This window comes from Tomitella fengzijianii (assembly GCF_007559025.1).
In the GTDB taxonomy this organism is placed as follows: domain Bacteria; phylum Actinomycetota; class Actinomycetes; order Mycobacteriales; family Mycobacteriaceae; genus Tomitella; species Tomitella fengzijianii.
In genome coordinates, this window is sequence record NZ_CP041765.1 from 1,643,557 (window position 1) to 1,668,205 (window position 24,649).

The 24,649-nt window shown below is 71.7% G+C and carries 19 protein-coding genes and 1 riboswitch; of the genes, 10 read left to right on the top strand and 9 right to left on the bottom strand.

Features of this window, described 5'->3' with window-relative positions:
* Window positions 1-56: 56 nt before the first annotated feature.
* Entirely contained in the window at window positions 57-1,754 is a 1,698-nt protein-coding gene (locus FO059_RS07520; RefSeq protein ID WP_143907682.1) for a fumarate hydratase, read from the bottom strand.
* A gap of 295 nt (window positions 1,755-2,049) precedes the next feature.
* On the opposite strand from FO059_RS07520, the gene FO059_RS07525 reads away from it, so the two are divergent.
* The gene (locus tag FO059_RS07525; protein WP_235671124.1) at window positions 2,050-2,763 is read left to right on the top strand and encodes a CPBP family intramembrane glutamic endopeptidase; all 714 of its coding nucleotides are present in this window, start codon (window positions 2,050-2,052) and stop codon (window positions 2,761-2,763) included.
* A 25-nt stretch (window positions 2,764-2,788) separates the two neighbouring features.
* Here FO059_RS07525 and FO059_RS07530 read toward each other — a convergent pair whose 3' ends face one another.
* The 6 genes from FO059_RS07530 to FO059_RS07555 all read right to left on the bottom strand — a co-directional run bounded on the left by FO059_RS07530 (window position 2,789) and on the right by FO059_RS07555 (window position 11,854).
* On the bottom strand, window positions 2,789-4,174 hold the full coding sequence (locus tag FO059_RS07530; RefSeq protein ID WP_143907684.1) for a lipase family protein: 1,386 nt from the start codon (window positions 4,172-4,174) through the stop codon (window positions 2,789-2,791).
* A 92-nt stretch (window positions 4,175-4,266) separates the two neighbouring features.
* Window positions 4,267-6,939: a multicopper oxidase domain-containing protein gene (locus tag FO059_RS07535; RefSeq protein ID WP_235671125.1), complete on the bottom strand. Its 2,673-nt coding sequence runs from the start codon at window positions 6,937-6,939 to the stop codon at window positions 4,267-4,269.
* A 111-nt stretch (window positions 6,940-7,050) separates the two neighbouring features.
* Window positions 7,051-8,496, bottom strand: coding sequence for an MFS transporter (locus FO059_RS07540; protein WP_143907686.1), 1,446 nt, complete (start codon window positions 8,494-8,496; stop codon window positions 7,051-7,053).
* 102 nt (window positions 8,497-8,598) lie between these two features.
* The gene (locus FO059_RS07545) at window positions 8,599-9,870 is read right to left on the bottom strand and encodes a fatty acid desaturase family protein (protein ID WP_143907688.1); all 1,272 of its coding nucleotides are present in this window, start codon (window positions 9,868-9,870) and stop codon (window positions 8,599-8,601) included.
* A gap of 83 nt (window positions 9,871-9,953) precedes the next feature.
* Window positions 9,954-10,964, bottom strand: a complete 1,011-nt coding sequence (locus FO059_RS07550; RefSeq protein ID WP_235671126.1) for a GmrSD restriction endonuclease domain-containing protein — start codon at window positions 10,962-10,964, stop codon at window positions 9,954-9,956.
* A gap of 104 nt (window positions 10,965-11,068) precedes the next feature.
* On the bottom strand, window positions 11,069-11,854 hold the full coding sequence (locus FO059_RS07555; protein ID WP_143907691.1) for an Rv1157c family protein: 786 nt from the start codon (window positions 11,852-11,854) through the stop codon (window positions 11,069-11,071).
* A gap of 503 nt (window positions 11,855-12,357) precedes the next feature.
* Between FO059_RS07555 and FO059_RS07560 the strand changes: the two genes are divergently transcribed.
* Window positions 12,358-13,626, top strand: a complete 1,269-nt coding sequence (locus FO059_RS07560; protein ID WP_235671127.1) for a mannosyltransferase — start codon at window positions 12,358-12,360, stop codon at window positions 13,624-13,626.
* Here the strand turns inward: FO059_RS07560 and FO059_RS07565 are convergent.
* Window positions 13,604-13,897 carry a 4a-hydroxytetrahydrobiopterin dehydratase gene (locus FO059_RS07565; protein WP_143907693.1) on the bottom strand — a complete coding sequence of 98 codons (294 nt, stop codon included), beginning with the start codon at window positions 13,895-13,897 and terminating at the stop codon, window positions 13,604-13,606. The two genes, FO059_RS07560 and FO059_RS07565, sit on opposite strands and share 23 nt — an antisense overlap.
* Before the next feature lie 70 nt (window positions 13,898-13,967).
* Window positions 13,968-14,078, top strand: a riboswitch (TPP riboswitch).
* Here FO059_RS07565 and FO059_RS07570 point away from each other — a divergent pair.
* The 8 genes from FO059_RS07570 (at window position 14,067) to FO059_RS07600 (ending at window position 24,427) form a co-directional block, all read left to right on the top strand.
* On the top strand, window positions 14,067-15,197 hold the full coding sequence (locus tag FO059_RS07570; RefSeq protein ID WP_143907695.1) for a thiamine ABC transporter substrate-binding protein: 1,131 nt from the start codon (window positions 14,067-14,069) through the stop codon (window positions 15,195-15,197). (Overlaps the previous riboswitch by 12 nt.)
* The gene (locus tag FO059_RS07575) at window positions 15,194-16,879 is read left to right on the top strand and encodes an ABC transporter permease (protein ID WP_308339576.1); all 1,686 of its coding nucleotides are present in this window, start codon (window positions 15,194-15,196) and stop codon (window positions 16,877-16,879) included. The genes FO059_RS07570 and FO059_RS07575 overlap by 4 nt, the downstream gene beginning before the upstream one ends.
* Complete coding sequence (locus tag FO059_RS19005) at window positions 16,863-18,446, top strand: ATP-binding cassette domain-containing protein (RefSeq protein ID WP_143907697.1); 1,584 nt, start codon at window positions 16,863-16,865, stop codon at window positions 18,444-18,446. The genes FO059_RS07575 and FO059_RS19005 overlap by 17 nt, the downstream gene beginning before the upstream one ends.
* 288 nt (window positions 18,447-18,734) lie before the next feature.
* The gene (typA, locus tag FO059_RS07585) at window positions 18,735-20,636 is read left to right on the top strand and encodes a translational GTPase TypA (RefSeq protein WP_143907699.1); all 1,902 of its coding nucleotides are present in this window, start codon (window positions 18,735-18,737) and stop codon (window positions 20,634-20,636) included.
* Window positions 20,637-20,785: 149 nt separating this feature from the next.
* A complete protein-coding gene (locus FO059_RS07590) occupies window positions 20,786-22,681 on the top strand; it encodes an ABC transporter family substrate-binding protein (RefSeq protein ID WP_210416613.1) in 1,896 nt (631 codons plus the stop codon).
* 73 nt (window positions 22,682-22,754) lie between these two features.
* Entirely contained in the window at window positions 22,755-23,654 is a 900-nt protein-coding gene (gene mshB / locus FO059_RS07595) for an N-acetyl-1-D-myo-inositol-2-amino-2-deoxy-alpha-D-glucopyranoside deacetylase (protein WP_235671128.1), read from the top strand.
* A 183-nt stretch (window positions 23,655-23,837) separates the two neighbouring features.
* Entirely contained in the window at window positions 23,838-24,002 is a 165-nt protein-coding gene (locus tag FO059_RS18335) for a hypothetical protein (RefSeq protein ID WP_168226591.1), read from the top strand.
* On the top strand, window positions 23,999-24,427 hold the full coding sequence (locus FO059_RS07600; RefSeq protein WP_143907701.1) for a hypothetical protein: 429 nt from the start codon (window positions 23,999-24,001) through the stop codon (window positions 24,425-24,427). The genes FO059_RS18335 and FO059_RS07600 overlap by 4 nt, the downstream gene beginning before the upstream one ends.
* 48 nt (window positions 24,428-24,475) lie before the next feature.
* On the opposite strand, the gene FO059_RS18340 is transcribed toward FO059_RS07600, so the two are convergent.
* Entirely contained in the window at window positions 24,476-24,631 is a 156-nt protein-coding gene (locus FO059_RS18340; RefSeq protein ID WP_168226592.1) for a hypothetical protein, read from the bottom strand.
* Window positions 24,632-24,649: the final 18 nt, after the last annotated feature.

The following is a 24,649-nucleotide window of genomic DNA, read 5'->3' on the forward strand; positions in this document are numbered from 1 at the left end:
GCCGCCACCCCTCGGCGGCAGCAGCCATGGCGGCGCGGGGACCGGGGTGAGGGTCCCTACAGCCCCGGCCGCTTGCCAATGGTCAGCGTGACCTCGCCGCTGTGCGCGAAAAAGTCGTTGCCCTTGTCGTCCACAACGATGAACGCGGGGAAGTTCTCCACGTCGATCTTCCAGATGGCCTCCATGCCGAGCTCCGGGTACTCGAGCACCTCGACCTTCTTGATGCAGTCCTGGGCCAGGCGTGCCGCGGGGCCGCCGATGGAACCCAGGTAGAAGCCGCCGTGCTGCTCGCAGGCGTCGGTGACCTGCTTGGACCGGTTGCCCTTGGCGAGCATCACCATCGACCCGCCGGCGCCCTGGAACGATCCGACGTACGAGTCCATGCGGCCCGCGGTGGTGGGGCCGAAGGAGCCGGAGGCCATCCCGTCCGGCGTCTTGGCCGGGCCCGCGTAGTAGACCGGGTGGTCCTTGAGGTACCCGGGCATCTCCTCGCCGGCGTCCAGGCGCTCCTGGATCTTGGCGTGCGCGATGTCGCGTGCCACCACCAGCGGCCCGGTCAACGACAGCCGGGTGCTCACCTTGTGCTTGCTCAGCTCGGCGAGGATCTCCGGCATCGGGCGGGTCAGGTCGATCTGGACGGCGGCGTTCTTGCCGGTGCTGGCGACCCCGTCGGTGTCGGCATCGAGCTGCTCGTCGGTGACCTCGGGCAGGAACCGGCCGGGGTCGGTGACGAGCTGCTCGAGGAACACGCCCTCCGAGGTGATCTTGGCCTTGGCCTGACGGTCGGCCGAGCACGACACCGCGATGGCCACGGGCAGCGACGCGCCGTGGCGGGGCAGGCGCACCACGCGCACGTCGTGGCAGAAGTACTTGCCGCCGAACTGTGCGCCGATCCCGATCTTCTGGGTGAGCTCGAAGACGTCCTTCTCCAGCTCGGTGTCGCGGAACCCGCGCCCGGTGATGGCGCCTTCGGTGGGCATCTCGTCGAGGTAGTGGGCCGAGGCGTACTTGGCGGTCTTGAGCGCGAACTCGGCCGACGTGCCGCCGATCACGATCGCCAGGTGGTACGGGGGGCAGGCGGCGGTCCCGATGGAGCGGATCTTCTCCTCCAGGAACTGCATCATCTTGTCCGGATTGAGGATCGCCTTGGTCTGCTGGTACAGGAAGGACTTGTTGGCACTGCCGCCGCCCTTGGCCATGAACAGGAACTTGTAGGCGTCCTCGTGGCCGACGGCCGTGTCCGCGTACAGCTCGATCTGCGCCGGCAGGTTGGAGCCGGTGTTCTTCTCCTCCCACATCGTCAGCGGAGCGTTCTGCGAGTACCGCAGGTTCAGCTTGGTGTAGGCGTCGAACACGCCGCGGGAGATATGACGCTCATCGTCCCCCTCTGTGAGCACATGCTGACCGCGCTTGCCCATGACGATCGCGGTGCCGGTGTCCTGGCACATCGGCAGCACCCCGGCCGCGGCGATGTTGGCGTTCTTGAGCAGGTCCAGAGCCACGAACTTGTCGTTGTTCGATGCCTCGGGGTCGTCGAGGATCTTGGTGAGCTGGGCCAGGTGATCGGCGCGCAGGTAGTGCGAGATGTCGTGCAGCGCGGTCTCGGTGAGCAGGCGCAGCGCCTCGGGGCTGACGGTGAGGAAAGTGCGGCCGTCGGGGCCGGTGGCGGTGGCGACCCCTTCCTTGGTCAGCAGCCGGTACTCGGTGCGGTCCTCACCGGTCGGCAGCAGGTCCTCGTAGCGGAAATCGGCCATTATCACTCCAGGTCCGAAGAAGTCTATGTTTTCGACTCCAGGTTAACGGCCGCCGATCCACGGTCCTCCCGCGGGAACCCGTGATGCACCGCACGGACCACGGCGCGGGCGGTGCGGCCCCGCTACCCTGGAACAGGTGACAGCGACGGACGCGGGTTCCCAGGGTCTTGCGGCCCAGGGTCTCGCGGGCCGGGGATTTGCTGTGCCGGCTTCTGCCGCGCATGGCACCGGCCCGCGGCAGGGCGTCGGAGAACAGCAAGGTCCGGACGCGAGGACGATCGAGGAGCCGCCGGTCGTGAGTGGCGTGCGGGCCATCCGGGCATGGGTGGACGTCGCGATCGTCGTCGTCGTGCTGGTGGCCACGAATCTCGTCGCGCATTTCACCACCGTGTGGGCGTCGATCGCCGCCGTACCGGTGGCGGCGGTCGTCCTGTTGGGCATGATGCGCGCGCGGGGCATGGCGTGGTCGGAACTCGGGCTTTCTCCGCGGCACTGGAAACGCAGCACCGTCTACGCGTTGGCCTGCGTGATCACGGTCGCCACCGTGGTGGTCGTCGGCGCCGTGCTGCCCGTGACGCGCGAGTTCTTCATGGTGGACCGTTATGCCACCGTGTCGGGCGCGTTGATCGCGGCGATGGTGGTGATCCCGTTGCAGACGGCCATCCCGGAGGAGCTCGCGTTCCGAGGTGTCCTGCACGGCACGCTCAGCAGGGCATCCGGGGTGCGGGGCGTATTCGTTTTCGGGTCGATGCTCTTCGGCCTATGGCATGTGGCCTCCTCTCTGGGGCTCACAGCGGGCAACGAAGGACTGTCCGCGATCTTCGGTTCCGGCGTGCTGGGGCAGGTTCTCGGCATCGCGGGGGCCGTGGTGGCCACTGCGGCGGCCGGCGCGGTGTTCACGTGGCTGCGCCGTCGCAGCGGGAGCCTCCTGGCGCCGATCGCGCTGCACTGGTCGCTCAACGGGGCCGGTGCGCTCGCGGCCGCGCTGGCGTGGCATCTCGTGGCCTGACGCGTCGTGCGGGGCCCCGGCGCGGTCAGCTCCCGGTCCACTGCTGCGTGCTGCAGCCCGGCGCCTGCGGAACGCCCTCCAGTCGGTCGGAAAGGTACTGGACCACCATCGGGAAGGACGTGAATCCGCCCGAGAGGTGCTCGCCCGGAATCGGCGCGTAGATGACGTCCGCGCCCTGGCCGCACCATTCGTCGAAGAGCTGGGTGACCCCGGATTCGGGGATCCATTCGTCGCCGAGGAATACCGAGTCGGAGGCCTGGAAGAGCATCACGGGAGCCTTCGGCGGCATGCCGCCGAGCCTGTTCTCCGCCATCACCGCACGTGCGTCGGGCGAGTCCAGCACGCCCGGGTAGGTGAACGTCTCGATCTTCTGCATCGCGATACCCGACGCCATCAGGGGCTTCGCGCACAGGTCCTTGGCGGGGGAGCGCGCCATGGACTGGCCGAAGTCGTTGAGGCTGGTGAGCAGCCGCGGGTACTCGCGGGCCAGGCCGAAGGAGGCGGCGATGAACAGCCCGCTGCCCAGGGTGCCGTTCATCGTCTCCGGCAGCAAAGCGAAATCTGCGGGCACTCCGCCGATGGCTGCGCCGGCGAACTCCACGTCGGGCGCATACACCGGCTGCAGCTGGGCGGCCCACCCGGCGGCGATGGCGCCGCCGCTGTACCCGGTGAGGGCCAACCGTGAATCCGCGCCGACGCCGGTGTGCGGCAGCGCCGGCAACCGCCGCATCGCGCGGACGGAGTCGAGGATGATCCGTCCCGCCAGGATCCCGGCGGCGTAGGCCATGTCCGGACCTTCGTGGTCGGGGACGAGCACCGCGTACCCGCGGTCGAGGACTGTCGCGGTGAACGGGGGGATCTCGAACTCGAACGGCTTGTGCACCAGGGCGTAGCTCGGTGTGCACGTGGCGCCGAGGCTGTCTATGGCAGCGGCGTTGACGATGACGGGACGCGGGCCGGGGCCGTGCCAGGGGCGGTCGGGGACCAGGAGGCTGGCCGTCGCCGCGATCGGGTCGCCGTGCGAGTTCTCGGAGCGGAACATGAACTGGTGCAGTCGGTTGCCCGGCAGGCCGATCTGGACTGTCCCGGCGCGACGGTGGCGGATCAGTTCACCGTCGGCGCGTGCTGCCAGCCGGTCGGGATCATCGGGGTAGGCGAAGAACGGGTCATCGCGGATGGGCGTGGGCATCACGTCGTCCGCCCACAACGGCGGGGTGTCGCCGGGCTGCGCACCTGTGGACGCTAATCCGGCCTCCGCCGATCCGCCGGCACCGAATCCGGTGTTCTCCGCGACCGACCCCGCGCCGGCAGGCGCTCCGGTGGCGGCCGCGGGTGCCACCGCCACGAGTGCGAACAGGATGACAACGGCGATGGTCCCGGCAATCCCGGAACGGAAACGAACCGGACGCATGAGCCGATCATGCGCCCCGGCACGTCCGGGCACGCGGAGGCGCGCCGGGGCGTCACCACGTCGATGCGGCGCAGGCACACCGCCGCGCGCCGTCACTCCGATACGACGATGCGGCCTCGCGCGCCCTTCTCCGCATCGCTCATGACGTGGTCGATGAAGCTGTAGGTGCCGGGTTCGGCGAACGTCATCTCGACGAATCCGCCCTGCGCCGGGCTCAGGTCGAGCACCTGCGCGCCGCCGTGCAGCGCATTGTCCGGACGCAGAAGGTAGGAGCCTTCCTTGTAGACGGTGTCGAACTGGGTGCCCACCACGTGGAACGCGGACGGCAGGTTGGGGCCGGCGTCCACCACCCAGATGCGGATGCGGTCGCCCACCCGCGCGTGCAGGGGGCGGGCCAGGTACTGGTCGGCGAAGCCGTTGAACACCACGAGATCCGGGGTCTTGGCCGCGACCTTGCCGTGGTCCACCTCGCCGCCCTCGGGTCCCAGATAGACCTCGGACTGTTCCAGCAGGTACTCGGCGTCGACGGGGGCTAGGCCCGGCGGGTCGACGATGACGGCGCCGAACATGCCGGCGGCGATGTGGTCGGACATCGGCGCCGTCGAGCAGTGGTACAGCCATGCCCCGGTGTGCTCGGCGGTGAACCGGTAGACCAGGGATTCGCCCGGGTTGATCGTGCGCATGGCGGCGTCGGGGGAGACCATTCCGGCGTGGAAGTCGATCGAATGCCCCATCGTGCCGTGGTTGACCAGGGTGATCTCGAACGTGTCGCCCAGCCGTCCGCGCAGCGTCGGCCCGCCGACGGTCCCGTTGTAGGTCCACAGCATCTGGGAGATGCCCGGGGCGACCCCGCCCGGCTGTTCCGTGATGTCGAAGGTGTAGCGGTGCACGGTGCCGGGCGGCGCGGGGGCCACCGCGGGGTCAGCGGCGCGGAAGTCGGCCGACACGGGCGTGTGGAGGGATCGGGCGGCGTCGCCGGGGGTCAGCGAGCCGCCGCCCCCGTGACCCATGGCGGAGTGCTCGGCGGCGCCGGAATCCCCGGTGTCGGATCCGCCGGTGGGCGTGATGGTGAGCGTCATGCCCTGCTGCCGGTGGCCCACTATCGAACACCAGCCGTCGACGGTGCTGCCCACGACGCCCGCGTCGATGGTGGCGGTCTCGCCCGGGCCGAGTCTCCCGGACGAGGCGCCGGTGCTCAGGACCAGGTCGTGCACCACATCGTCGGTGTTGGTGAGCGTGATGACCAGCGAGTCGCCCGCGGGGACCGCGATGTTCGACGGGGTGAATCGCATGTCCTGCGCGGAGACGTCGACCCGCGTGACGTTCCCGGTGGGCGTGACCCCGGCCGCCGCGGAGGTGGCCGGGGCGCTCCCTGTGGTCCCGGTGATCGCTGTGCCGACGGCGACGACCAGCCCCAGGCAGGCGAGTGCCGCGGTGATCTGCGACCCGCTGGAGTGTCGCGCCATGGGGCCGGACGCCATGGGCGCGGTGGGCCTGCTCCCCGCGGCCATCGTCCGGCGTGCGGACATCGCACGCCGCGCACTGACGATCATGATGGGCAGGAACAGCACGAACGCGAGCATGACCAGGGCGGACAGTGCGACCCGGGCCCAGCTGGGCAACGGCAGCAGCCACAACAGCAACCCGCCGTTGATGACGACGATGCGCCATACGGCCCAGCGGTTCATCGCCTGCACGCCGATGTCGGTGACGACCCCGCCGGAACCCATGAGGCTCGGCAACAGCCGGCTCATCACGCCCAGCAGAAGCTGGGCGGCGAACCCCGCGACCATCGGGATCGTCAGCGGCGCCAGCCGGTCCGGATCCAGCGGACCGGTCGCGACGATCACGGCGAGCGCGATCAGCGAACCGCACAGCCAGAGCAGGGCCGCGGACACCGACAGCGCGTCGTACCACGGCTGCAGCCGCACGCCGGGGGAGCGGATCGCGCGAAGCACGGTCGGCGCGGCCACCGCCACCCAACCGGCCAGGTAGAGCACCGTGCCCGCGGTTGCGAGCGGCGCGATCCCCGCCAGCGCCCCGGCGACGATCGCCGCCAGCCCGCAGAGCAGGGCCGCGAGTGTGGGGACCGTGCGGCGGAGCGTGCCGCCGGAGTTCGCGTCGTCGTCGATCCCCAGCATCCGCGGATAGACGACGATGAGCGTGCCGGCCGCGGCGAGGCCCAGGAACCCGAGCAGGTTCGTCGCCTCGTGGGCGAGCACGAACCGCGCGTGCCAGGCGTCGGAGAGTCCGTGTGCGAGGGCGGCGCCGAACCCCGCGCCGGCGGGCAGCAGCAGCGCCGAGCAGATGTAGTACCAGACCCCGTCCGCGTGCCAGGCGGTGCGGCCGGCGCGGGCCGCGCGCAGCTGCCAGAGGAGCCCGACGGCGTGCCAGGCGACTACCGCGCCGATGATCACGGCGCCGACGAGGGTGGCCGGCCACACGCCGCCGGCCACCCCCACCACGGTGATCACGACGGCGATGTTGAGCGCGTAGATGCGCCCCAGCTGGAACCTGCGGGTGCGCTCCGGGGCCTCGCCGCGCAGGAAGCGCTCGGTGAAGTGCTGCGACCACACGAGGATGGAGTTGGTGACGACGCCCAGGGTGAACATGTGCACGAGCAGCCAGCGGGACTCCGGCAGGAACCGGTGGAGGATGCCCGCGAGCACCAGCAGGATCATCCAGACCCGCACCGGCATGCCCGCGCGCTGGTGCCAACTGCGAGGACGCCGTGTGCGGCCCTCCGGCGCATCAGTGGTGGTCACGCAGAAATCGTATGCCGCAGAATATTTTCACGCATCATGCGCCGTGAAATGAGACGGACTTCATCATCGCGTGCAAGCGACGGCGTGCGGAGGGGTGCGGACGGGGTCCGCTCACGCGCTCTCGGCGGCGGAGCGGCGTGCGGCGCGGGGCCGGGGCGTCCGCGGCACGCACGCGGTCAGTGCGGTCGATGCGAGGGCGGCGGCGAGGCAGACGGCGGCGGCGATCGTGAACGCGCCGGCCGTCGGCGCGGCGAGCTGCTGCGCACCGGCGGGGGAGTCCGCCACCGCCACCGTCACCGTCATCGTGGCCAGTACGGCGCTGATCACGGCCGACGACGACGAGGTGCCGATCGATCGCATGAGCGCGTTGAGCCCGTTGGCGGCTGCGGTCTCGCCGACGGGCACCGCGGCGATGATCAGCGCGGGCATGGCGGCATAGGCGATGCCGATCCCGCCGTTGACGATGATGCTGGCGATGAGGATCTGCACTGCGCCGAAGGGGGTCGCGAGCACCACGAGATATCCCACAGCGATGACGACGGTGCCGCTCATGAGGGTGACGCGGGGCCCGAATCGATTGCTGATCCGCGCCGACAGCGGCGAGCAGAAGAACATCACGATGCCGCTGGGTGCGATCAACAGCGCTGTCTGCGTCATCGTCAGGCCCAGGCCGTAGCCCGTCTCCTCGGGCGCCATGAGCAGCTGCGGCGGAATGAGCGCCATGCCGAACATGGCGAAGCCGACCGCGACGGAGGCGAGGTTGGTGAACAGCACTTGCGGGCGGGAGCTCACGCGCAGGTCCACGAGCGGACCCCGCACTCGCAACTGGTGCACCGACCACAGAGCGAAGACCACGGCAGAGGCCCCGAAGGCCCCCAGCGTGCGGGCCGACGACCAGCCCCACACGGAGCCCTCGGTGACGGCGAGCAGGAACGCGGCCAGGCCCGCCGCGAGCCCGGCGGCCCCGACCGCGTCGAATCGGCCGCCGCTGCGCACCGGCGATTCGGGGACCAGGCGCAGTACGGCCACCAGCGCGGCCGCCGCGAGCAGACCGGTGGCGGCGAAGACCACGTGCCAATCGGCGCGTTCGGCGACGACCGCCGCGGCCGGCATGCCGATGGCCCCGCCGATGCCGATCGTCGCGCTCATCATCGCGATGCCGCCGCCCACCCGCTCCTCGGGCAGCTCGTCGCGCATGATGCTGATGCCCAGGGCGATCACGCCCATCGACACCCCCTGCAGCCCGCGGCCGATGGTCACCGTGACGAGCGAGGAGGTCGATGCGCACAGCACCGAGCCGACGATCAGAGAGAGCAGGCACAGCGCCAGCACCCGGCGCTTGCCGTACATGTCTCCCAGGCGCCCGGCGATGGGCGTCATGATGGCGCCGACGAGGAGCGTGGCGGTGACCGCCCAGGAGGCGTCGGCGGGGCCCGCATCCAGCAGCTCCGGCAGGCGCGGCACGAGCGGGATGATAATGGTCTGCACCAGGGAAGCGAGGATGCCCGTGGTGCACAAGACCGTCACCACCACTGCGGGGCGGCTCTGCGGGTGCATCGGGGCGGTCTCATTCCGTCGTCGGCGTCGCGCTGCGCGAAAGGGCGCGGCCCGTCCCGGCGGTGCCGGGACGGGCCGCTTCGCCCGCAGTCTAAGGAAACATCAGGCCGCGGCGAGTCCGTGATCCCGCCGACTGCGACCGCGCGTGATCCGGCGCACGATCCCGCGCCGGGAACCCTTCAGCGCCGAGGCCAGGCCCCGCCGACGCCCGGTGGCGGGGTCGATGAGCGACGTGGTGCGACCGTCGAAGCGGTGCTCGGAGTTGGTCTCCGGCGCCGCGTCCACGGTGTCGCGCAGGTACTTGTTCGGCAGCGACAGCTTGGCGATGGTGCGCCAGGACTGTCCGTACTGCACCAGCAGGGGCCCGGTGGTGTAGGGCAGGTCGTACTTGTCCGCCAGCTCGCGCACGCGCACCGCGACCTCGGCGTAGCGGTTGCTGGGAAGGTCGGGGAACAGGTGGTGCTCGATCTGGTAGCTCAGGTTGCCGGTCATGAAGTCCATGGCGCGACCGCCGGAGATGTTCGCGCTGCCGAGCATCTGGCGCAGGTACCACTCCGCGTGGGTCTCGGTGTCGACGTCGCGCTTGGTGAACTTCTCGGCTCCGTCGGGGAAGTGCCCGCAGAAGATCACCGCGTTGGTCCAGACGTTGCGGATCGCGTTGGCGGTGAGGTTGGCGGTGAGGGTGCTCTTCCACCGGCGCCCGGACAGGGCCGGGAAAAGGACGTAGTCCTTGAGGACCTGCTTGCCGATCTTGCGCAGCGCGGGCGTCAACTGGGCGCGGAACTTCTCCTTGGGCACCCGGCCCTTGGCCACCTTGCCCAGCTCCAGGGCCTGGATGGCCACGCCGTACTCGAACAGCAGCTGCAGGATCGCGTTGTAGGCGACGTTGCCCGCGTAGAAGGGGGACCAGCGCTGGTCGCGGGTCACGCGCAGCAGGCCGTAGCCGATGTCGTCGTCGATGCCGAGCACGTTGGTGTACTTGTGGTGGATGTGATTGTGGGTGTACTTCCAGTTGTCGGAGGTGCCGACTATGTCCCATTCCCACGTGGACGAGTGGATCTCGGGATCGTTCATCCAGTCCCACTGGCCGTGCATGACGTTGTGGCCGATCTCCATGTTCTCGATGATCTTGGCCGTGCCCAGGATGGCGGTGCCGGCGAGCCACCCGGCTTTGCGGTCGCTGCCGAGTGCGAGCGTCAGCCTGCCCGCGAAGTCGAGGGCGCGCTGGGCCCGGATGGTGGTGCGGATGTAGCGCGCATCGCTCTCGCCGCGGGACTCCTCCACATCCCGCCGGATCGCGTCGAACTCGCGCCCCAGCGCTTCGACGTCCTCATCGGTGAGGTGTGCGTACTCGAGTACGTCCGTGATTGCCATACGGCTACGTTACCGTAAGTTACGGCGCCGTAGGTAGGGGTTCGCGGGTGAGTCCTATGTCACATTGCGCGCGAACGGCGGCGTCATTCACACGCGATGCCGTCCCCGTCCCCGTCGAGGCCGGGCCGGTAGCCGGGGTCCCCGGCGTGGAGGGGGGCGGCGCCTGCCTCCCGCGCCCGGGCGCAGCTGCGGAAGGGCACCCCCGTTCCGGGGTCCGCCTCGGACTTCGGCGCCGCCGTCCCGGCGGCGGGCGCGGTGCCGGCGGCATCGGCGGGGGGAGGGACGGCGGGCGGTGGCGCGGTGCCGCCCCCGCAGCCGTCGAGGACCCGGCTGATCGCGTCCCGTTCGGCCGCGGTCACCCACAGGTCGTAGCGGTCCTTCACCCGTACCTGGCGGCTGACGTATGTGCAGCGGTACGGCTTCGCGGGCGGCAACCATGTCGCCGCGTCGCCCGCGCCCTTCCGCTGGTTGGCCGGGCCGTCCACCGCCTGCAGGTTGAGCGGATCGTTGGCCAGGTTCCGGCGGCGTTCGGGGGACAGCTGCTGTGCCCCCTTCTGCCACGCGTCGGACAGCGCGACCACGTGGTCGATCTGCACGTCGCGTGAGGTGCCCCGCCCGCGCGTGAACTCGATGCTCTTGCCCGTGTACGCGTCGTCGAGCACGCCGGTGAGCACGGTGCAGCCGTGGGACCCCGGCCGGTAGGTCACCGAGGCGAGGTCGCGGCGGAGGATGTCGTTGCGGGTGTCGCAGCCGTTGTGGCCGCCGTCGACGGTCACGTCGTCCGTCCACGCCTGCCCGAACAGGTCGCGGCTGTATCCGGTCTTCGGCGCGCGGCCCTTGACCGGAAGGCCGGCGAGCAGCGCGCGGACTTCGGCCACGTCCGGGGTGGTGCCGACGTCGGTGGCGGGAGCGGTGGACGGGTTCGGCGCGGGGGACGGGACGGCGGGGGTTCCCGCCGGCGTCGTCGCGTCCGGACCGGCGGACTCCGCGGCGTTGGTCGCGGGGACGTCCGAGGGCCCGGTGCCCACGGCCGGTGCGCAGCCGGTCGCCAGCATCGCCGCGCCGACGGCGAGGGTCAGGGCTCTCTGCCGCATCGACGACGACCCGCGGGTATGCCGCAGCGCCGCATCAGAGACCGGCGCGCCGACGGGAGGAGGCCCCGCGGCGGCCGTTGCGCCGCGGAGTCTCCGTGAACGCATCAGACGACGCCGAGGCCTATCGTCGGCAACACCGTGCACTGGATCGGCGGCGCGCCGTCCTCGCCCTTGCTGACCACCGAGCCGTAGATGGTGGAGACGACACGCCCGGTGCCCGTGTCCGCGATGGTGGTGAGCGTGGTGGGGCCGTCCTGGTTGATGCCGGACTCGTTGGTCAGCGGCTGGGTGCCCTGCTTGCCGGTGTCGACGTTGATCCACGACACCATGAGCTGCTGCGCCGGGGCCGGCTGCGCGCCCGAGGTGCCCAGGGCGGTGAACACGAAGCCGGCCTGGCCCGGGCCCGGGCCGGGGGCGGGAGCGGGCTGCGGCCCCGCCGTCATCAGCGCCATGCCGACGGAGTCCTGGCCGCCGGCGATGCAGCCCTGGCCCACGGTGGGGAAGAGGAACTGCTGGATGACGGGCTTGTCGCCGTCGGTGGGGATGTCCGGGCCGCCGCCCTTGCTGCCGTCGAGGAAGGCGATGGCGGAGGCGAGCTTGTCCTTCACGTCCTGCGGCAGCGGGGACTGGTCCACAAGGGCCTTGGCCTGCGCCAGCATCGCGTTGTTCGGCGTGCCGGAAGCGGGCTCGAGGAGTGTGCCGATGAACGCGGGGAACAGGGCCTGCACGGCGGCGAGCTCGTCCGCCGTGGGCATCCGGGCGTCCTCGGGGAACATCGCGGCGATGTCGGAGAGGGCCTGCGGATCGCTGATCGGTGCCACCGGGGACGCGTCCTCGGCGGCTGCGCCGGTCGGCAGGACGAGCGCAGCCGCGGCGACGGCCGCCAGCACTGCGAAAGGCCTTCGCGTTCGACGAATCAGTAGCACCGTCACATCCGTTCTCTCGGGTGGCATCTTCGTGCGCCGTGGCGGGGTGGTCCGCCGCATCGTGCCGCTTGCGCCGCAAGTCGGTCTGCTCGTCTGCAAGTTACTCGACAGTCCGCCGTCCTGGCCAACCGTGCGCGGTCGGGGTACCGGTCCGTGCGCGATGGGGGCCGTCCGGGCGCGACCCGGTGTGACGACGCACTGTAACAGTTGTGATTGATGTTCTTATTGTTGCAAGTGTTACCAAAGGGGAGTCCCGTGGTCAATCGAAACGGGAAAACCCGGCCGGCGCCGAGGGCGACATCAGGGGAGGCGATGCGAGGGCGCCGGTGGCGCAACCGGCCCGCCGGGCTCGTCGGCGCGGTGCGGAGCGGCCACCCTGATAGTCTCCTCCGGGTCCTTCGGACGGGGCAGGCGCATGTGTCGACGGCGCCATGCGCAGCCGAGTCGGCATCGAGAGAATCGGGGGCATGGGTCGGATGGCGCAGTCTGCGTCCCGCGGTTGCGGGACGGCGGGGCCGGAAACCGGCCGCATCCGCCGTGCGCTGGCGGCGGCGGCCCCGTGGGCGTGGCCGCTGCTGGCGCTGTCGGTCCTGGTCCGCGTGGGGGCCACGCTCTCGGGCGGCTCGCTGGGGCGGCTTCTGGACCTGCATGTCTACGTCGACGGCGCGGCGACCACCTTCTCCGGCAACCTGTACGGCTTCGTCCTCCAGGACGGCGCCGACGGCGCGGCACTGCCGTTCACCTATCCGCCGTTCGCGGCAGTGCTGTTCTATCCGCTGCACCTGATCCCGTTCACAGTGCTCGGCGTGGCCTGGCAGGTGCTGTCCGTAGCCGCGTTGTACGCCGTGGTCCGCATCGCGCTGCGGATGGCGCTGGGCGACGGTGCGGACGCTCCGCACATCCGCACGGCGGCGGTGCTGTGGACGCTGATCGGCATGTGGCTCGAGCCGATGCGGGTGACCATCAACTTCGGTCAGATCAACATCTTCCTGGTGCTGCTGGTGATGGTGGCGGTGCAGTCGCGCAGGTCGTGGTGCGCGGGCCTGCTGGTCGGCATCGCGGCGGGGATCAAGCTCACGCCGGCCGTGACGGGCCTGTACTTTCTCGCGCGGCGACGCTGGGCCGCGGCGGCCTGGTCGGCGGTGGCGTTCGCGGCGACGGTGGCGGTCAGCTTCGCGCTGATCGGCGACGAGACGCGCCGGTACTTCGAGGACCTGCTGGGCGACGCCGACAGGATCGGCCCGGTGGGCGCTCCCATCAACCAGTCGCTGCGCGGCGCGCTGAGCCGCATCGCGGGCCACGACCTCGGCGACCATTGGATCGTCGTCGGCGCGATCGTGGTGTTCGCGGTGTTGTGCTTCGTGGCCTGGCGGGCGCTCGGCCGGGACGACCGCCTGGGCACGCTGATCCTCGTACAGCTGCTGGGACTGCTGGCCTCGCCCATCTCCTGGAACCACCACTGGGTCTGGGTGCTGCCGCTGATCATCTGGCTGGTCCACGGATCCGTCTCCAGTCTCCCGGGCGCCCGTGTCCTCGCGGTCGTATGGACGGCGGTGATGCTCGTGGGGGTGTCGTCGGTCCTGCTCAATCCGCGGACGGCGGCGGGCGAGGTGATCGGCGGGTCGGCCGCGGAGGTGGTGCTGGGAACCGTCGACGTGGCCCTGACCGTCGTCACCGTCGCCTGGGCCGCCTGGGCTGCTCGGCGCAGGCGGGTCAGCCCGGCGCCAGCCGACTGATCTCGCCCGCCAGCGCCACGTCCTTGTCCGTGACGGCGCCGTCGGAATGCGTGGAGCAACGGAACGTGATCGTCCGCCATCGGATATCGATGTCCGGGTGGTGATCGACGCTCTCCGCGTGTTCCGCGACCCGGCGCACCCACTCGATCCCGTCCGGGAAGGTCGGGGCCTTCTTCTCCAGGACGAGTGCTGGCGGGCCCGGGTCGTAGGTCCAGCCGGGCAGGTCCTGCAACGCGGACGCGACGGCGTCCGCGGTCATTGCGGTACTCATGCCATCGATGCTCCGCGCGTCCAGCCGATGCCGCCACCCCGCCGCCCTGCGGACGGCCGATAGGATGCACGGTGCAAGGCCGGGGTGCCCGCTGCGGGGCCAGGAGACCGCAGGGCTGAGAACACACCCGAAGAACCTGATCCGGATCATGCCGGCGCGAGGGAGCCAGATGGATATTCATGCGATCACGAAGTCCCGGGTGGGCCGGTCGGCCCGGCGGGCGGGCCGGCCGCTGGCGGCGTTGGCGATGGTGGTGACGCTGGCCGCGGCGGCGGGGTGTTCGCTCTCCGGCGGCGGGTCGGACGGCGCCGACGTTCCGCTGGTGCTGGTCACCCACGATTCCTTCTCCCTCTCGGACGGCGTGCTCGACGGCTTCACCGAGCAGACCGGCGTGGCGGTGGAGGTACGCAGCAGCGGCGACGCGGGCAAACTCGCCAGCGAGCTCGTCCTCACCAAGGACGACCCGCTGGGCGACGTCGCCTTCGGGATCGACAACACCTTCGCCTCCCGGGTGATCGGTCAGGGTGTGTTCGCGCCGTACGTGTCGCCGGCGGCGCAGGGCGGTGCGCAGGACTACGCCGTGCCCGGCTCGGACGAACTCACCGCCGTCGACTACGGCGACGTGTGCCTCAACATCGACACGGGCTGGTTCGATCGGCACGGGGTCGCCCCGCCTGCGACGATCACGGACCTGACCAGGCCGGAATACCGGGACCTGACCGTGGTGGAGAACCCGGCGACCTCGTCGCCCGGCCTGGCGTTCCTGCTGGCCACGATCGTCACGCAGAACGGCGGCCCGGGGCGGCCCGATGCTCCGGCGCAGGCCGAGGGCTGGCAGGACTACTGGCGCGCGCTGCGCGACAACGGCGTCAAAGTCGTCGACGGCTGGACCCAGGCATACACCGTCGAGTTCTCGGGGTCGAGCGGCCATGGGCCGCGGCCCATCGTCGTCTCCTACGCGTCCTCGCCGCCGGTGGAGGCCGGGGCCGACGGGTCGGCGCCGGACACGCGGGCGGTGGTGGACAGTTGCTTCCGGCAGGTCGAGTACGCGGGCGTGCTCAGTGGCACCGACCGCCCGGATGCGGCCCGTGAGCTGGTCGACTTCCTGCTGTCTCCGGCGGTCCAGCAGGACCTTCCCGGCCAGATGTACGTGTTCCCCGTGCAGCGCGACACGCCGCTTCCGCAGGTGTTCGCCGAGTACGCCGCCCAGCCCGCCCACCCCCTGTCGATGGATCCGGCCCGGATCGGCGAGAACCGTGACGCCTGGATCCGGCAGTGGCGGGACATAGTCCTGGGGTGAGTGCGGATCCAGGGGCCGAGCGGCGCCGCGGCATGAGCCGTCCGGCGGGGTCCGGCGGTGCCCGGTGGCGCGTGTCCTGGCCGCTGGTCCTCGGCGCGGTCCCCGTCGGGTTCACCGCCGTGTTCTTCGCGTGGCCGGTCGTGGCCATCGTGCACCGCGGCCTCGTCGACGACGCCGGCCGTTTCGACCCGGCCGCGATCCTGGGGCTGTGGTGGACGCCAGAGGTGGGCCGGCTCGTGGCGTTCACGCTGGGTCAGGCGGCGGCGTCGACAGCGCTCACTCTGGCACTGGGCCTGCCGGTGGCATGGCTTCTGGCCCGCGTGCGCCTGCCCGGCAAGATGCTGGTGCGCGTGGTCGTGACGGTGCCATTCGTCCTGCCGACGGTCGTCGTCGGCGTCGCATTCCGGATGCTGCTGGGCGAAGGGCACCTGCTGGGGTGGACGGGGCTCGACGGCACCGTATGGGCGATCATCCTGGCGCACGCGTTCTTCAACATCGCGATCGTGGCGCGCACGGTCGGCGGCGTGTGGGCGCGGATGGACCCGCGCCCCGAGCAGGCCGCGCGGGCTCTCGGGGCGGGACCGGTCCGCGCCTTCGCGACGGTGACCGCGCCGCGGCTGCTGCCCGCCGTGGCCTCCGCATCGGCGGTGGTGTTCCTGTTCTGCGCCACCAGCTTCGGGGTGGTCCTGGTGCTGGGCGGAACGCGGTTCCGCACCTTGGAGACGGAGATCTACCTGCAGACCGTGCAGGTGTTCGACCTCAGGATGGCGGCGGCGTTGTCCATCCTGCAGCTTCTGGCGGTGACAGCGGCGCTCGCCGTGGCGGCACTCGCCCGCCGGGGAGCGCGCGGCACCACGTCCGCGCCCGCGGCGTCGCCCGTGGCGCGTCCCGCACGGGGGCTGCGGCGCCTCGCGGCCGCGGCGGCGCTGGCGATCGTGTTGGTCGTGCTGGTCATCCCGCCCGCGAGCCTGGTGGTGCGGTCGCTGCGCGTCGACGGCGGGTGGAGCCTGCACGCCTACCGGATCCTCGGCACCGAGGTCGCCGGCATCCGTCCCCTCGACGCGGTCGCCACCTCGCTGCGCACGGCCTTCGACGCGGCGCTGCTGGCGCTCGCGCTGGGCCTGCTCGCCGCGGTGGCGCTGAACCGGGGCCGCGGACGGGGCAAGGAACTGGCGGACGGTTTCATGATGCTGCCCCTGGGCGTGAGCGCGGTGACCGTCGGCTTCGGCCTGCTCATCACCATGGGGGCGTTGCCCGGCGACTTGCGCCGCTCGCAATTGCTGGTGGCGATCGCGCAGGCGATGATCGCCATGCCGCTGGTGGTGCGCACGCTCCTGCCCGCGATGCAGGGGATCGACGATCGGCTTCGGCACGCTGCGGGCGTGCTGGGGGCGGCGCCGCCGCGCGTCTGGTGGAGCGTGGATCTGCCGTTGGTGGCACGGTCGCTGGCCGCGGCTGTGGGCTTCGCGTTCGTGGTGGCGCTGGGCGAGTTCGGGGCCACGTCGTTCCTGGCCCGCGCCGACCAGCCCACGCTGCCGGTGCTCATCGGCAAGCTGATTTCGCGGCCGGGCGCGGACAACCTCGCGGCGGCGTTGGCGAGCTCCGTGCTGCTGGCCGTGGTGACGGGAGTGATCGTAGCGGTGATCGAGGCGGTGAGGGTGGCGGATGTCGGCGAGTTCTGATGCACGCCTGCAGGTTCGCGGGCTGACAGTGGATTACGGGGACGTGCGCGCCGTCGACACGGTGGACCTGGGCGTGGGCGGACCCGGCCGCAGCGTGGTGGCGCTGCTGGGGCCCTCAGGGTGCGGCAAGTCGACTCTGCTGCGCGCGGTGGCAGGCATCGAGCCGCTCACCGGCGGCTCCGTGGTGTTCGACGGCGAGGACGTGACCCGGCTGCCGGCGCACCGGCGCGGCTTCGGGCTGCTCTTCCAGGACGGACAGCTGTTCCCGCACCGCAGCGTGGCCGGGAACATCGGCTACGGGCTGCGCGGCGCCTGGGGGCGGCCGCGGGGAACGCGTGCCGCCCGTGCCGAGCGGATCGAGGAGTTGCTGGAGCTGGTGGGGCTCGAGGGCTACGGCGGCAGGCGTGTGGGCGAGCTGTCCGGCGGACAGGCGCAGCGGGTGGCGCTCGCCAGGGCGCTGGCGCCGCGGCCGCGGCTGCTGCTGCTGGACGAGCCGCTCTCCGCCCTCGACAGGGAGCTGCGCGACAGGCTCGCGGTGGACATCTCGCGGATCCTCGCCGCCACCGGGACGCCCGCGCTGGTGGTCACGCACGACCATGGCGAGGCATCGACGCTGGCGGAGACGATCGCGGTGATGCGCGACGGAAAGCTGGTCCAGGAGGCGGCGCCCCGGCTGCTGTGGCGTCACCCGCGGGACGACGCGACGGCCCGCTTCCTGGGGTATCCGCTGGTGGTGGACGGGCTGGTACGCGACGGTGTCGCGACGTGCGCGCTGGGCGGAGTGCCGGTCGCATACCCCGACGGGCCGGTGCGTCTGGGCCTGCGCGCGGAATCGGTGCACGCCCGCCCCGCGGCATGCGCCGGGAGCGGTGTCGGACCGCATGCCGTGACCGGGACCGTCGAGTCGGTGACGGTGCTGCCGTCCCGCACGCTCGTGTCCGTGGCCACCGGCGGCCCCGGCACCGGGGCGGACGGCGCCGGTGCCGTCGTCGCCACCTGGCGAGGCGATGCCGGGTCCGGGGGCCCGGATCCGGCCCGAAATGCGGTGCCGGATCAGCCGGTGCCGGACGGGGGCTCGCCGGGGCGGGACCCGGTGATCGGCGAGTCGGTGGCGCTGCGCCCGGTACCGGGGATGGTCGCGGTGATCGTGGAGGGATCGGTGCGCGAGGTGGCGGCGGGCGTCGTCATCCGCGGCGGCCGGGTGCTGATCGCCCAGCGCGCGCATCCGCCGTCGCTGGACGGGCTGTGGGAGTTCCCGGGCGGGAAGGCCGAGGCGGGGGAGTCCGGTCCGGTGGCGTTGCGCCGCGAGTTGCACGAGGAGCTCGGCGTGACGGTGCGCGTGGGCGACAGGCTGGACGGCGAGGTGGAGCTGGATCCGCCCGGCCGGGCCCAGGGTGCGGGGCCGACGTTGTTGCGTGCGTATCCGGCGACGATCGAAGCCGGCGAGCCGCGGGCCACCGAACACCGCGCGCTCCACTGGGCGAGCGCCGAGGACCTGGCGCGGATGCCGCTCGTGGACAATGACCGCCTGTGGATACCGGCGCTGCAGGCGCTGCTGCGGGAGTGAGGGCGGGGCCGCAGTGGTCGGCGGGCGGTGGCAGGCGCGGGTGATATCCCCCACAGGTGGCGCGCATTACCAGCAGCCGTCTCGGAAATCAACCGTCGGCCGAGTACTCTGACTCAGGTTGTGTGGCTCCGCAGGCGCCGAAAGATGCCTCGACACGCCTCCGACAACGCAGCGGCCCTTGCCGCCGGACCCCCGGCGGCGGGCAGGCGGCGCCGCCGCCGAAACGCACACCCATCCCGGACCGTTCAGCACATCCGGCCCGACCGATAAGCCAGGAGTACGCCCCGCGTGAGCACGCCCCGCACCGATTTCCGCAATGTCGCCATCGTCGCGCACGTCGACCACGGCAAGACCACCCTCGTCGACGCGATGCTGCGTCAGTCCGGGGCGTTCGCGGAGCGCGCGGAGCCGATAGACCGGGTCATGGACTCGGGCGACCTCGAGCGCGAGAAGGGCATCACCATTCTCGCCAAGAACACGGCCGTCCACCGTCACCACGAGGACGGCACGATGACGATCATCAACGTCATCGACACCCCCGGGCACGCCGACTTCGGCGGCGAGGTCGAGCGCGGCCTGTCGATGGTCGACGCAGTGGTCCTGCTGGTCGACGCCGCCGAGGGGCCGCTGCCGCAGACGCGCTTCGTCCTGCGCAAGGCCCTGGCCGCGGAACTGCCGGTGATCCTCGTCGTCAACAAGACCGACCGGCCGGATGCGCGCATCGCCGAGGTGGTCGAGCAGTCGCACGACCTGCTGCTGGATCTTGCCGCGGACCTTCCCGACGAGTCGGCCGCGGCGGCCGAGCTGGCGCTGGAGATGCCGGTGCTCTACGCGTCCGGCAGGGAGGGCAGGGCGTCGTCCGTGCGCCCCGCCGACGGCCACGCGCCGGATGCCGAGAACCTCGACGAGCTCTTCGATCTGCTGCTGAACCAGGTGCCCGCGCCCAAGGGCGACCCGGAGGGCACGCTGCAGGCGCACGTGACCAACCTCGACGCGTCGGCCTTCCTGGGCCGGCTGGCGCTGGTGCGCGTCCACCAGGGCACGCTGCGCAAGGGTCAGCAGGTGGCCTGGATGCACGACGGCGGCGTGAAGACCGTGAAGATCACCGAGCTGCTGCGGACGGTGGGCGTCGAGCGCGAGCCCGCCGAGTACGTGGAGGCCGGCGACATCTGCGCGGTGGCGGGCATCGCGGAGATCATGATCGGCGACACCCTCGCCGACGTGGACGAGCCGGTGGCGCTGCCCCGCATCGAGATCGACGAGCCGGCCATCTCGGTGACGATCGGCACCAATACCTCGCCGCTGGCCGGCCGCGTGCAGGGCCACAAGCTCACCGCGCGCATGGTCAAGTCGCGCCTGGACCAGGAGCTGATCGGCAACGTCTCGCTGCGTGTCCTCGACATCGGACGTCCGGACGCCTGGGAGGTGCAGGGCCGCGGCGAGCTCGCGCTGGCGGTGCTGGTGGAGCAGATGCGCCGCGAGGGCTTCGAACTGACCGTGGGCAAGCCGCAGGTGGTCACCAAGCAGGTCGACGGCAAGCTGCACGAGCCGTTCGAGGATCTCACCGTGGACAGCCCCGAGGAGCACATGGGCGCCATCACGCAGCTGCTCGCGGCGCGCAAGGGCCGCATGGAGGAGATGAGCAACAACGGCTCCGGGTGGATCCGCATCCAGTTCCATGTGCCGTCGCGCGGCCTGATCGGATTCCGCAACGACTTCCTCACCGAGACCCGCGGAGCGGGCATCGCCAACGCGGTGTTCGCGGGGTACGGGCCGTGGGCGGGCGAGATCCGCGCCCGGCACACCGGCTCGCTGGTCTCGGATCGCGCGGGACAGGTCACCCCGTACGCGATGATCCAGCTGGCGGACCGCGGCACGTTCTTCGTCGAGCCGGGGACCGACGCCTACGAGGGCATGGTCGTCGGCATCAACCCGCGCGCCGAGGATCTCGACATCAACGTCACCAAAGAGAAGAAGCTGACCAACATGCGCGCGGCCAGCGCGGATTCGACGGAGACGCTGGCGCGCCCCATCACCCTCGATCTCGAGGCTGCGATGGAGTTCTGCGCCACGGACGAGTGCGTCGAGGTCACGCCCGAGATCACCCGGGTGCGTAAGGTCGTCCTGAGCGGCACCGACCGCGCCCGGCAGCGTTCGCGCAACAAGGCGCGGGACAAGGCGGCCGGCTGAGCGGTCCCCCGTCGGGCGGCGGGCGGAGCGGACCGAGGGGAGTGGAGTTGTCGGTAGGTGGCGGAACGCACCGCGACGGGTCGTCACGTGCGCCACGGCGGCGCGCTGTGGACGGCGCCGGGGTCAGGCGTCGCGGCACGGTGGGCGCCGTGGCGCTGGCCGCTTCGGTATCGCTGCTGGCGGGCTGCACCGCGTCGCCGGACCCGGCGGTGGAGAGCCCCAGCGAGACCGTGCCCGCCCCCATCCAGACCACGGAGCTTTCCGTCACCGTCGCCATGGACGGGATCGGTCACGGATTCAATCCGCACCTGCTGGCGGACCAGTCGCCGGCCACCGATGCTGTCGCGGACCTGGTGCTGCCGAGCATGTTCCGACTTGCGCCGGACCCCGAGGACCCCGCCAGGCTGACGTTGCAGCCGGATTCCTCGGTGCTCGATGCGGCCGTGGTGGTGAACCAGGATCCGTTCACCGTGGAGTACCGGCTGAGCACCGAGGCGCAATGGTCCGACAGCGCGCCCATCGCGGTCGAAGACTTCCAGTACCTGTGGCAGCAGATGGTGACCGCGCCGGGGGCGGTCGCGCCGTCGGGTTACCGGCAGATCACCGACATCCGCGCCGTCGGCGGCGGCGGCAAGACGGTGCAGGTGGTGTTCGCGCGGCCCTACGATTCCTGGCGCGACCTGTTCCGCGCACTCGTCCCGGCACACCTGCTCAAGGACATGCCGGGCGGTTTCGAGACGGGGCTCGACGACGGCGTACCCGTGTCCGGTTCGCGCTTCAAGGTCTCCACGGTGGACAGGGGCCGCGGCCAGATCCTGCTGGAGCGCAACGACCGCTTCTGGGGGCCCCCTGCCACGCCCGACCGCGTGGTGATCCGCCGGGCCGGCAGCACCGCGCAGTTGTCCGAGGCGCTCCGCGGCGGCGACGTGCAGGTGTTCGACGTACGGGCCGGTGAGGCCGCGCTGAGCCAGTTGTCGGCCGTCGGCGGCGTGCAGGCACGGCGCGCGGACCGTGCCCGCTCGCTGTCGCTGACGCTCAACGCCCGCGCGCCGCACCTGCGGGACGTGCAGCTGCGTCGGGCGTTGCTGGACCTGCTGGACCCGCAGCGGCTGGCGTTGATCGGGGCGGACAGCGAGGCCGGGGCCCGGTGGGTCGGTTCCGCCACGGCGGTGCCTTCGGACCCCGCGTACCGCGTCACGGCACCGCCGCGGATGCCGCGCGAGGCCGCCCAGGACATCCTGCGGGCCGCCGGTTACGGGCTCGCCGCGCCCGACGGCGAAACCTCGGACGATCCTGTGCTGCAGATCAAGATCGGCGTTCCCCGCGGCGACACCAAGGCATCGGAGGTCGCCAGCACGGTCGCCGACGTGTGGACCGCCGCCGGGGTGGACGCGTCGGTCGCGGAGATCGACCCGGAGACGCTGTACGGCGACGCGCTGACCACCGGCGCCGTCGACGCCGTCGTCGGGTGGGAGGACGTGGACGTCGACCTGGCGGCGCGGGTCGCCGCGCGGTACGGCTGCGACGGGTCGGCGGTGTCCGTCCACGCCCCCGTGCCGCCCGCGGAAGCGCCGGCCGCCCCGAAGACGGTGGAGCCCACCGCACCCCCCGCGGCCTCCGCCTCGGCTGCACCCACCGCTTCGCCTGCGGCGCCCACCGGGACCGCCACGCCGGCTCCCCGACCGGTGCCGCCGCTCGCACCCGGCGACCCGGCGCGCAAGAACTTCGCGCAGCCGCAGGCGGCGCCGAGCAATATCGGCGGGGTCTGCGACGAGGAGCTGCAGCCGGTGATCGCCCGCGCACTGCAAGGCGAGATCGACGATGACCGGCTCGTCGAGGAGGTCGACCCGGCCGCGTGGTCGTTGGCCACGGTACTGCCGATCATGCAGGACACCGGCGTGGTGGGCTCGACGAGCGCGATCGAGGGCACCATGCTGGGGGATGGGCTGCTGGCCTCGGCGCTGTTCGTCAACGCCGCCGGCTGGCATCGCACGCCGGGGCGGGCAGAGCCGGAGCACCCCACGACGACGACGCCCCCGAAGTGAGGCGGCCCGAAGAGGAGCGGTGCGAAGTGCCACGGCCCCGGTCGGCGACCGCGAAGTGCGATGGGAGGACGCGATGACCGACGGCGAAGACGGCGGGTCCGCGGCAGGTGTGCACGCCGGCCAGCGGATGCTGCTGGTGCATGCGCATCCCGACGACGAGACGATCACCACCGGCGGCACGATCGCCCGCTACCTCGAGGAGGGAGCCGAGGTCACCATCGTCACCTGCACGCTGGGCGAGCAGGGCGAGGTGATCGGCGACGAGTGGGCGCAGCTCGTGGCGGAGGAGTCGGATCAGCTGGGCGGCTACCGGATCATGGAGCTCTCCGCGGCGCTGGCGGCGTTGGGCGGCCCGGGCCACCGGTTCCTCGGCGGTGCGGGCCGGTGGCGTGACTCCGGCATGGCCGGCACGCCGGCGGCGGAGCATCCGCGGGCCTTCGTCCGCGCAGACGAGTCGGAGACGGTGGGGGAGCTGGCCGCCGTGATCGCCGAACTGCGTCCGCACGTGGTGATCACCTACGGCCCGGACGGCGGCTACGGGCACCCGGACCACATCCGCGCGCACACGGTCACGATGGCGGCGGTGGAACGTGCACGCGAAAGCTGGGACACCGCCAAGGTGTATTGGACGGTGTCCGAGGACGAGGCCGTCGCAGCCGGGCTCGCGGACCTGGGCCCGGTGCCCGGAACCTGGTCGGTGCCGCAGGCGGGCGCGCTGCCCGCGGTCCCGGCGTCTTCGGTCACCGCCGAGGTGGACATTTCGGGGTACCTCGAAGCCAAGCGGGCGGCGCTGTCCGCCCATGCGACCCAGGTGCAGGTGGCGGACGGCGGGCGGGCGTACGCGCTGTCCAACGACATCGCGCAGCCCGTCGTCGCACGCGAGTTCTTCATCCTGGCGCGCGGCGGCGCGGGCCGGTCGGGGCGGGCGGGGCGCGAAACCGACCTGCTGGCGGGTGTCGACGCCGGCTCCTGAACCCGTTGCCGGCGGGCCGGGCCGGGTGCGGGCGGCGCGGAGTCCGCTTGAGGCGCGCGCCGGCCGAAGCCGCTAGCATGTGAGGTCACGTGGGTCGGGGAGGCGTTTCGGGCCGGTCGGGGCCGGTACGGGGGTTCGGGGCCTTCACGGACGATGGGAACAGTCGAGAACCGGAGGTATCCGATGCACACGGCCACGTCGCTGGACCTGGTGCCGCCCTTCATATCGCCCGAGCAACTGCACGGGTCGTACACGGGGTCCATCCTCAATCTGGCGCAGAGCCAGGCGCACGAGCTGCCGATGCTCGAGCGCGTCATGTCGATCCTCGCGGGGATCGTCGGCGTATGAGCGCTCCGGCCGCCGTTCCGGTGCGCCCGGAGGACCCGATCGATTCGTCGTGGGGCCGCGCGGCGCTGGCCGTCCTGCTGTTGGCCGACGGGCTGGCGGTGGGCCTGATCTCGGTGTTCTTCCTCCCGCTGTGGGTGGGGAGCGTGCCGGTGCCGTTGGTGATCCTCGGTGCCGCATTCGCGAACCTGGGGCTGGTCATGCTCGCCGCGCGGTTCACCGACCGGACCTTGCTTATCGCGACGCCGCTGATCGGGTGGCTGGTGGTGTACCTGCTGGCCGCGGCGGGTGGTCCGGGCGGTGACGGCGTGCTGCCGTCGGACTGGCGCGCGTTGCTGCTGCTGTTCGTCGGCCTCGTCCCGGCCGGCATCCATCTGGGCAACCGCGCGCTCGCGCGGTCCTTCGCAAAGGGTGCCGCGGGCCGGTGAGCTGCGCGGGGTGAGCTGCGCGGGGTGACCTGCGCGGGGCGCGGGGGATCAATCCGAGGGGAGGGCGCTCTCACAGCGCGGGCAGGCCACGGCTGAACGGTCCTCGATGAACAGCCCGCATTCGGGGCAGACCCGGTTGAGCCAGCAGGCGGGGTCGCCGCCGAGATCCTCGTCGTAGTCGGGACGTGCGTTCTCGTCAGGCATACCTCCATCATGTGCCCG

Excerpts from the sequence above, each read along its gene's own strand:
- FO059_RS07520 (WP_143907682.1), bottom strand. The coding sequence starts at position 1,754 with ATGGCCGATTTCCGCTACGAGGACCTGCTGCCGACCGGTGAGGACCGC.
- FO059_RS07530 (WP_143907684.1), bottom strand. The coding sequence starts at position 4,174 with ATGCGTCCGGTTCGTTTCCGTTCCGGGATTGCCGGGACCATCGCCGTT.
- FO059_RS07540 (WP_143907686.1), bottom strand. The coding sequence starts at position 8,496 with ATGCACCCGCAGAGCCGCCCCGCAGTGGTGGTGACGGTCTTGTGCACC.
- FO059_RS07545 (WP_143907688.1), bottom strand. The coding sequence starts at position 9,870 with ATGGCAATCACGGACGTACTCGAGTACGCACACCTCACCGATGAGGAC.
- FO059_RS07550 (WP_235671126.1), bottom strand. The coding sequence starts at position 10,964 with ATGCGGCAGAGAGCCCTGACCCTCGCCGTCGGCGCGGCGATGCTGGCG.
- FO059_RS07560 (WP_235671127.1), top strand. The coding sequence starts at position 12,358 with ATGGGTCGGATGGCGCAGTCTGCGTCCCGCGGTTGCGGGACGGCGGGG.
- FO059_RS07565 (WP_143907693.1), bottom strand. The coding sequence starts at position 13,897 with ATGAGTACCGCAATGACCGCGGACGCCGTCGCGTCCGCGTTGCAGGAC.
- FO059_RS07570 (WP_143907695.1), top strand. The coding sequence starts at position 14,067 with ATGGATATTCATGCGATCACGAAGTCCCGGGTGGGCCGGTCGGCCCGG.
- FO059_RS19005 (WP_143907697.1), top strand. The coding sequence starts at position 16,863 with ATGTCGGCGAGTTCTGATGCACGCCTGCAGGTTCGCGGGCTGACAGTG.
- mshB (WP_235671128.1), top strand. The coding sequence starts at position 22,755 with ATGACCGACGGCGAAGACGGCGGGTCCGCGGCAGGTGTGCACGCCGGC.
- FO059_RS18335 (WP_168226591.1), top strand. The coding sequence starts at position 23,838 with ATGCACACGGCCACGTCGCTGGACCTGGTGCCGCCCTTCATATCGCCC.
- FO059_RS07600 (WP_143907701.1), top strand. The coding sequence starts at position 23,999 with ATGAGCGCTCCGGCCGCCGTTCCGGTGCGCCCGGAGGACCCGATCGAT.
- FO059_RS18340 (WP_168226592.1), bottom strand. The coding sequence starts at position 24,631 with ATGCCTGACGAGAACGCACGTCCCGACTACGACGAGGATCTCGGCGGC.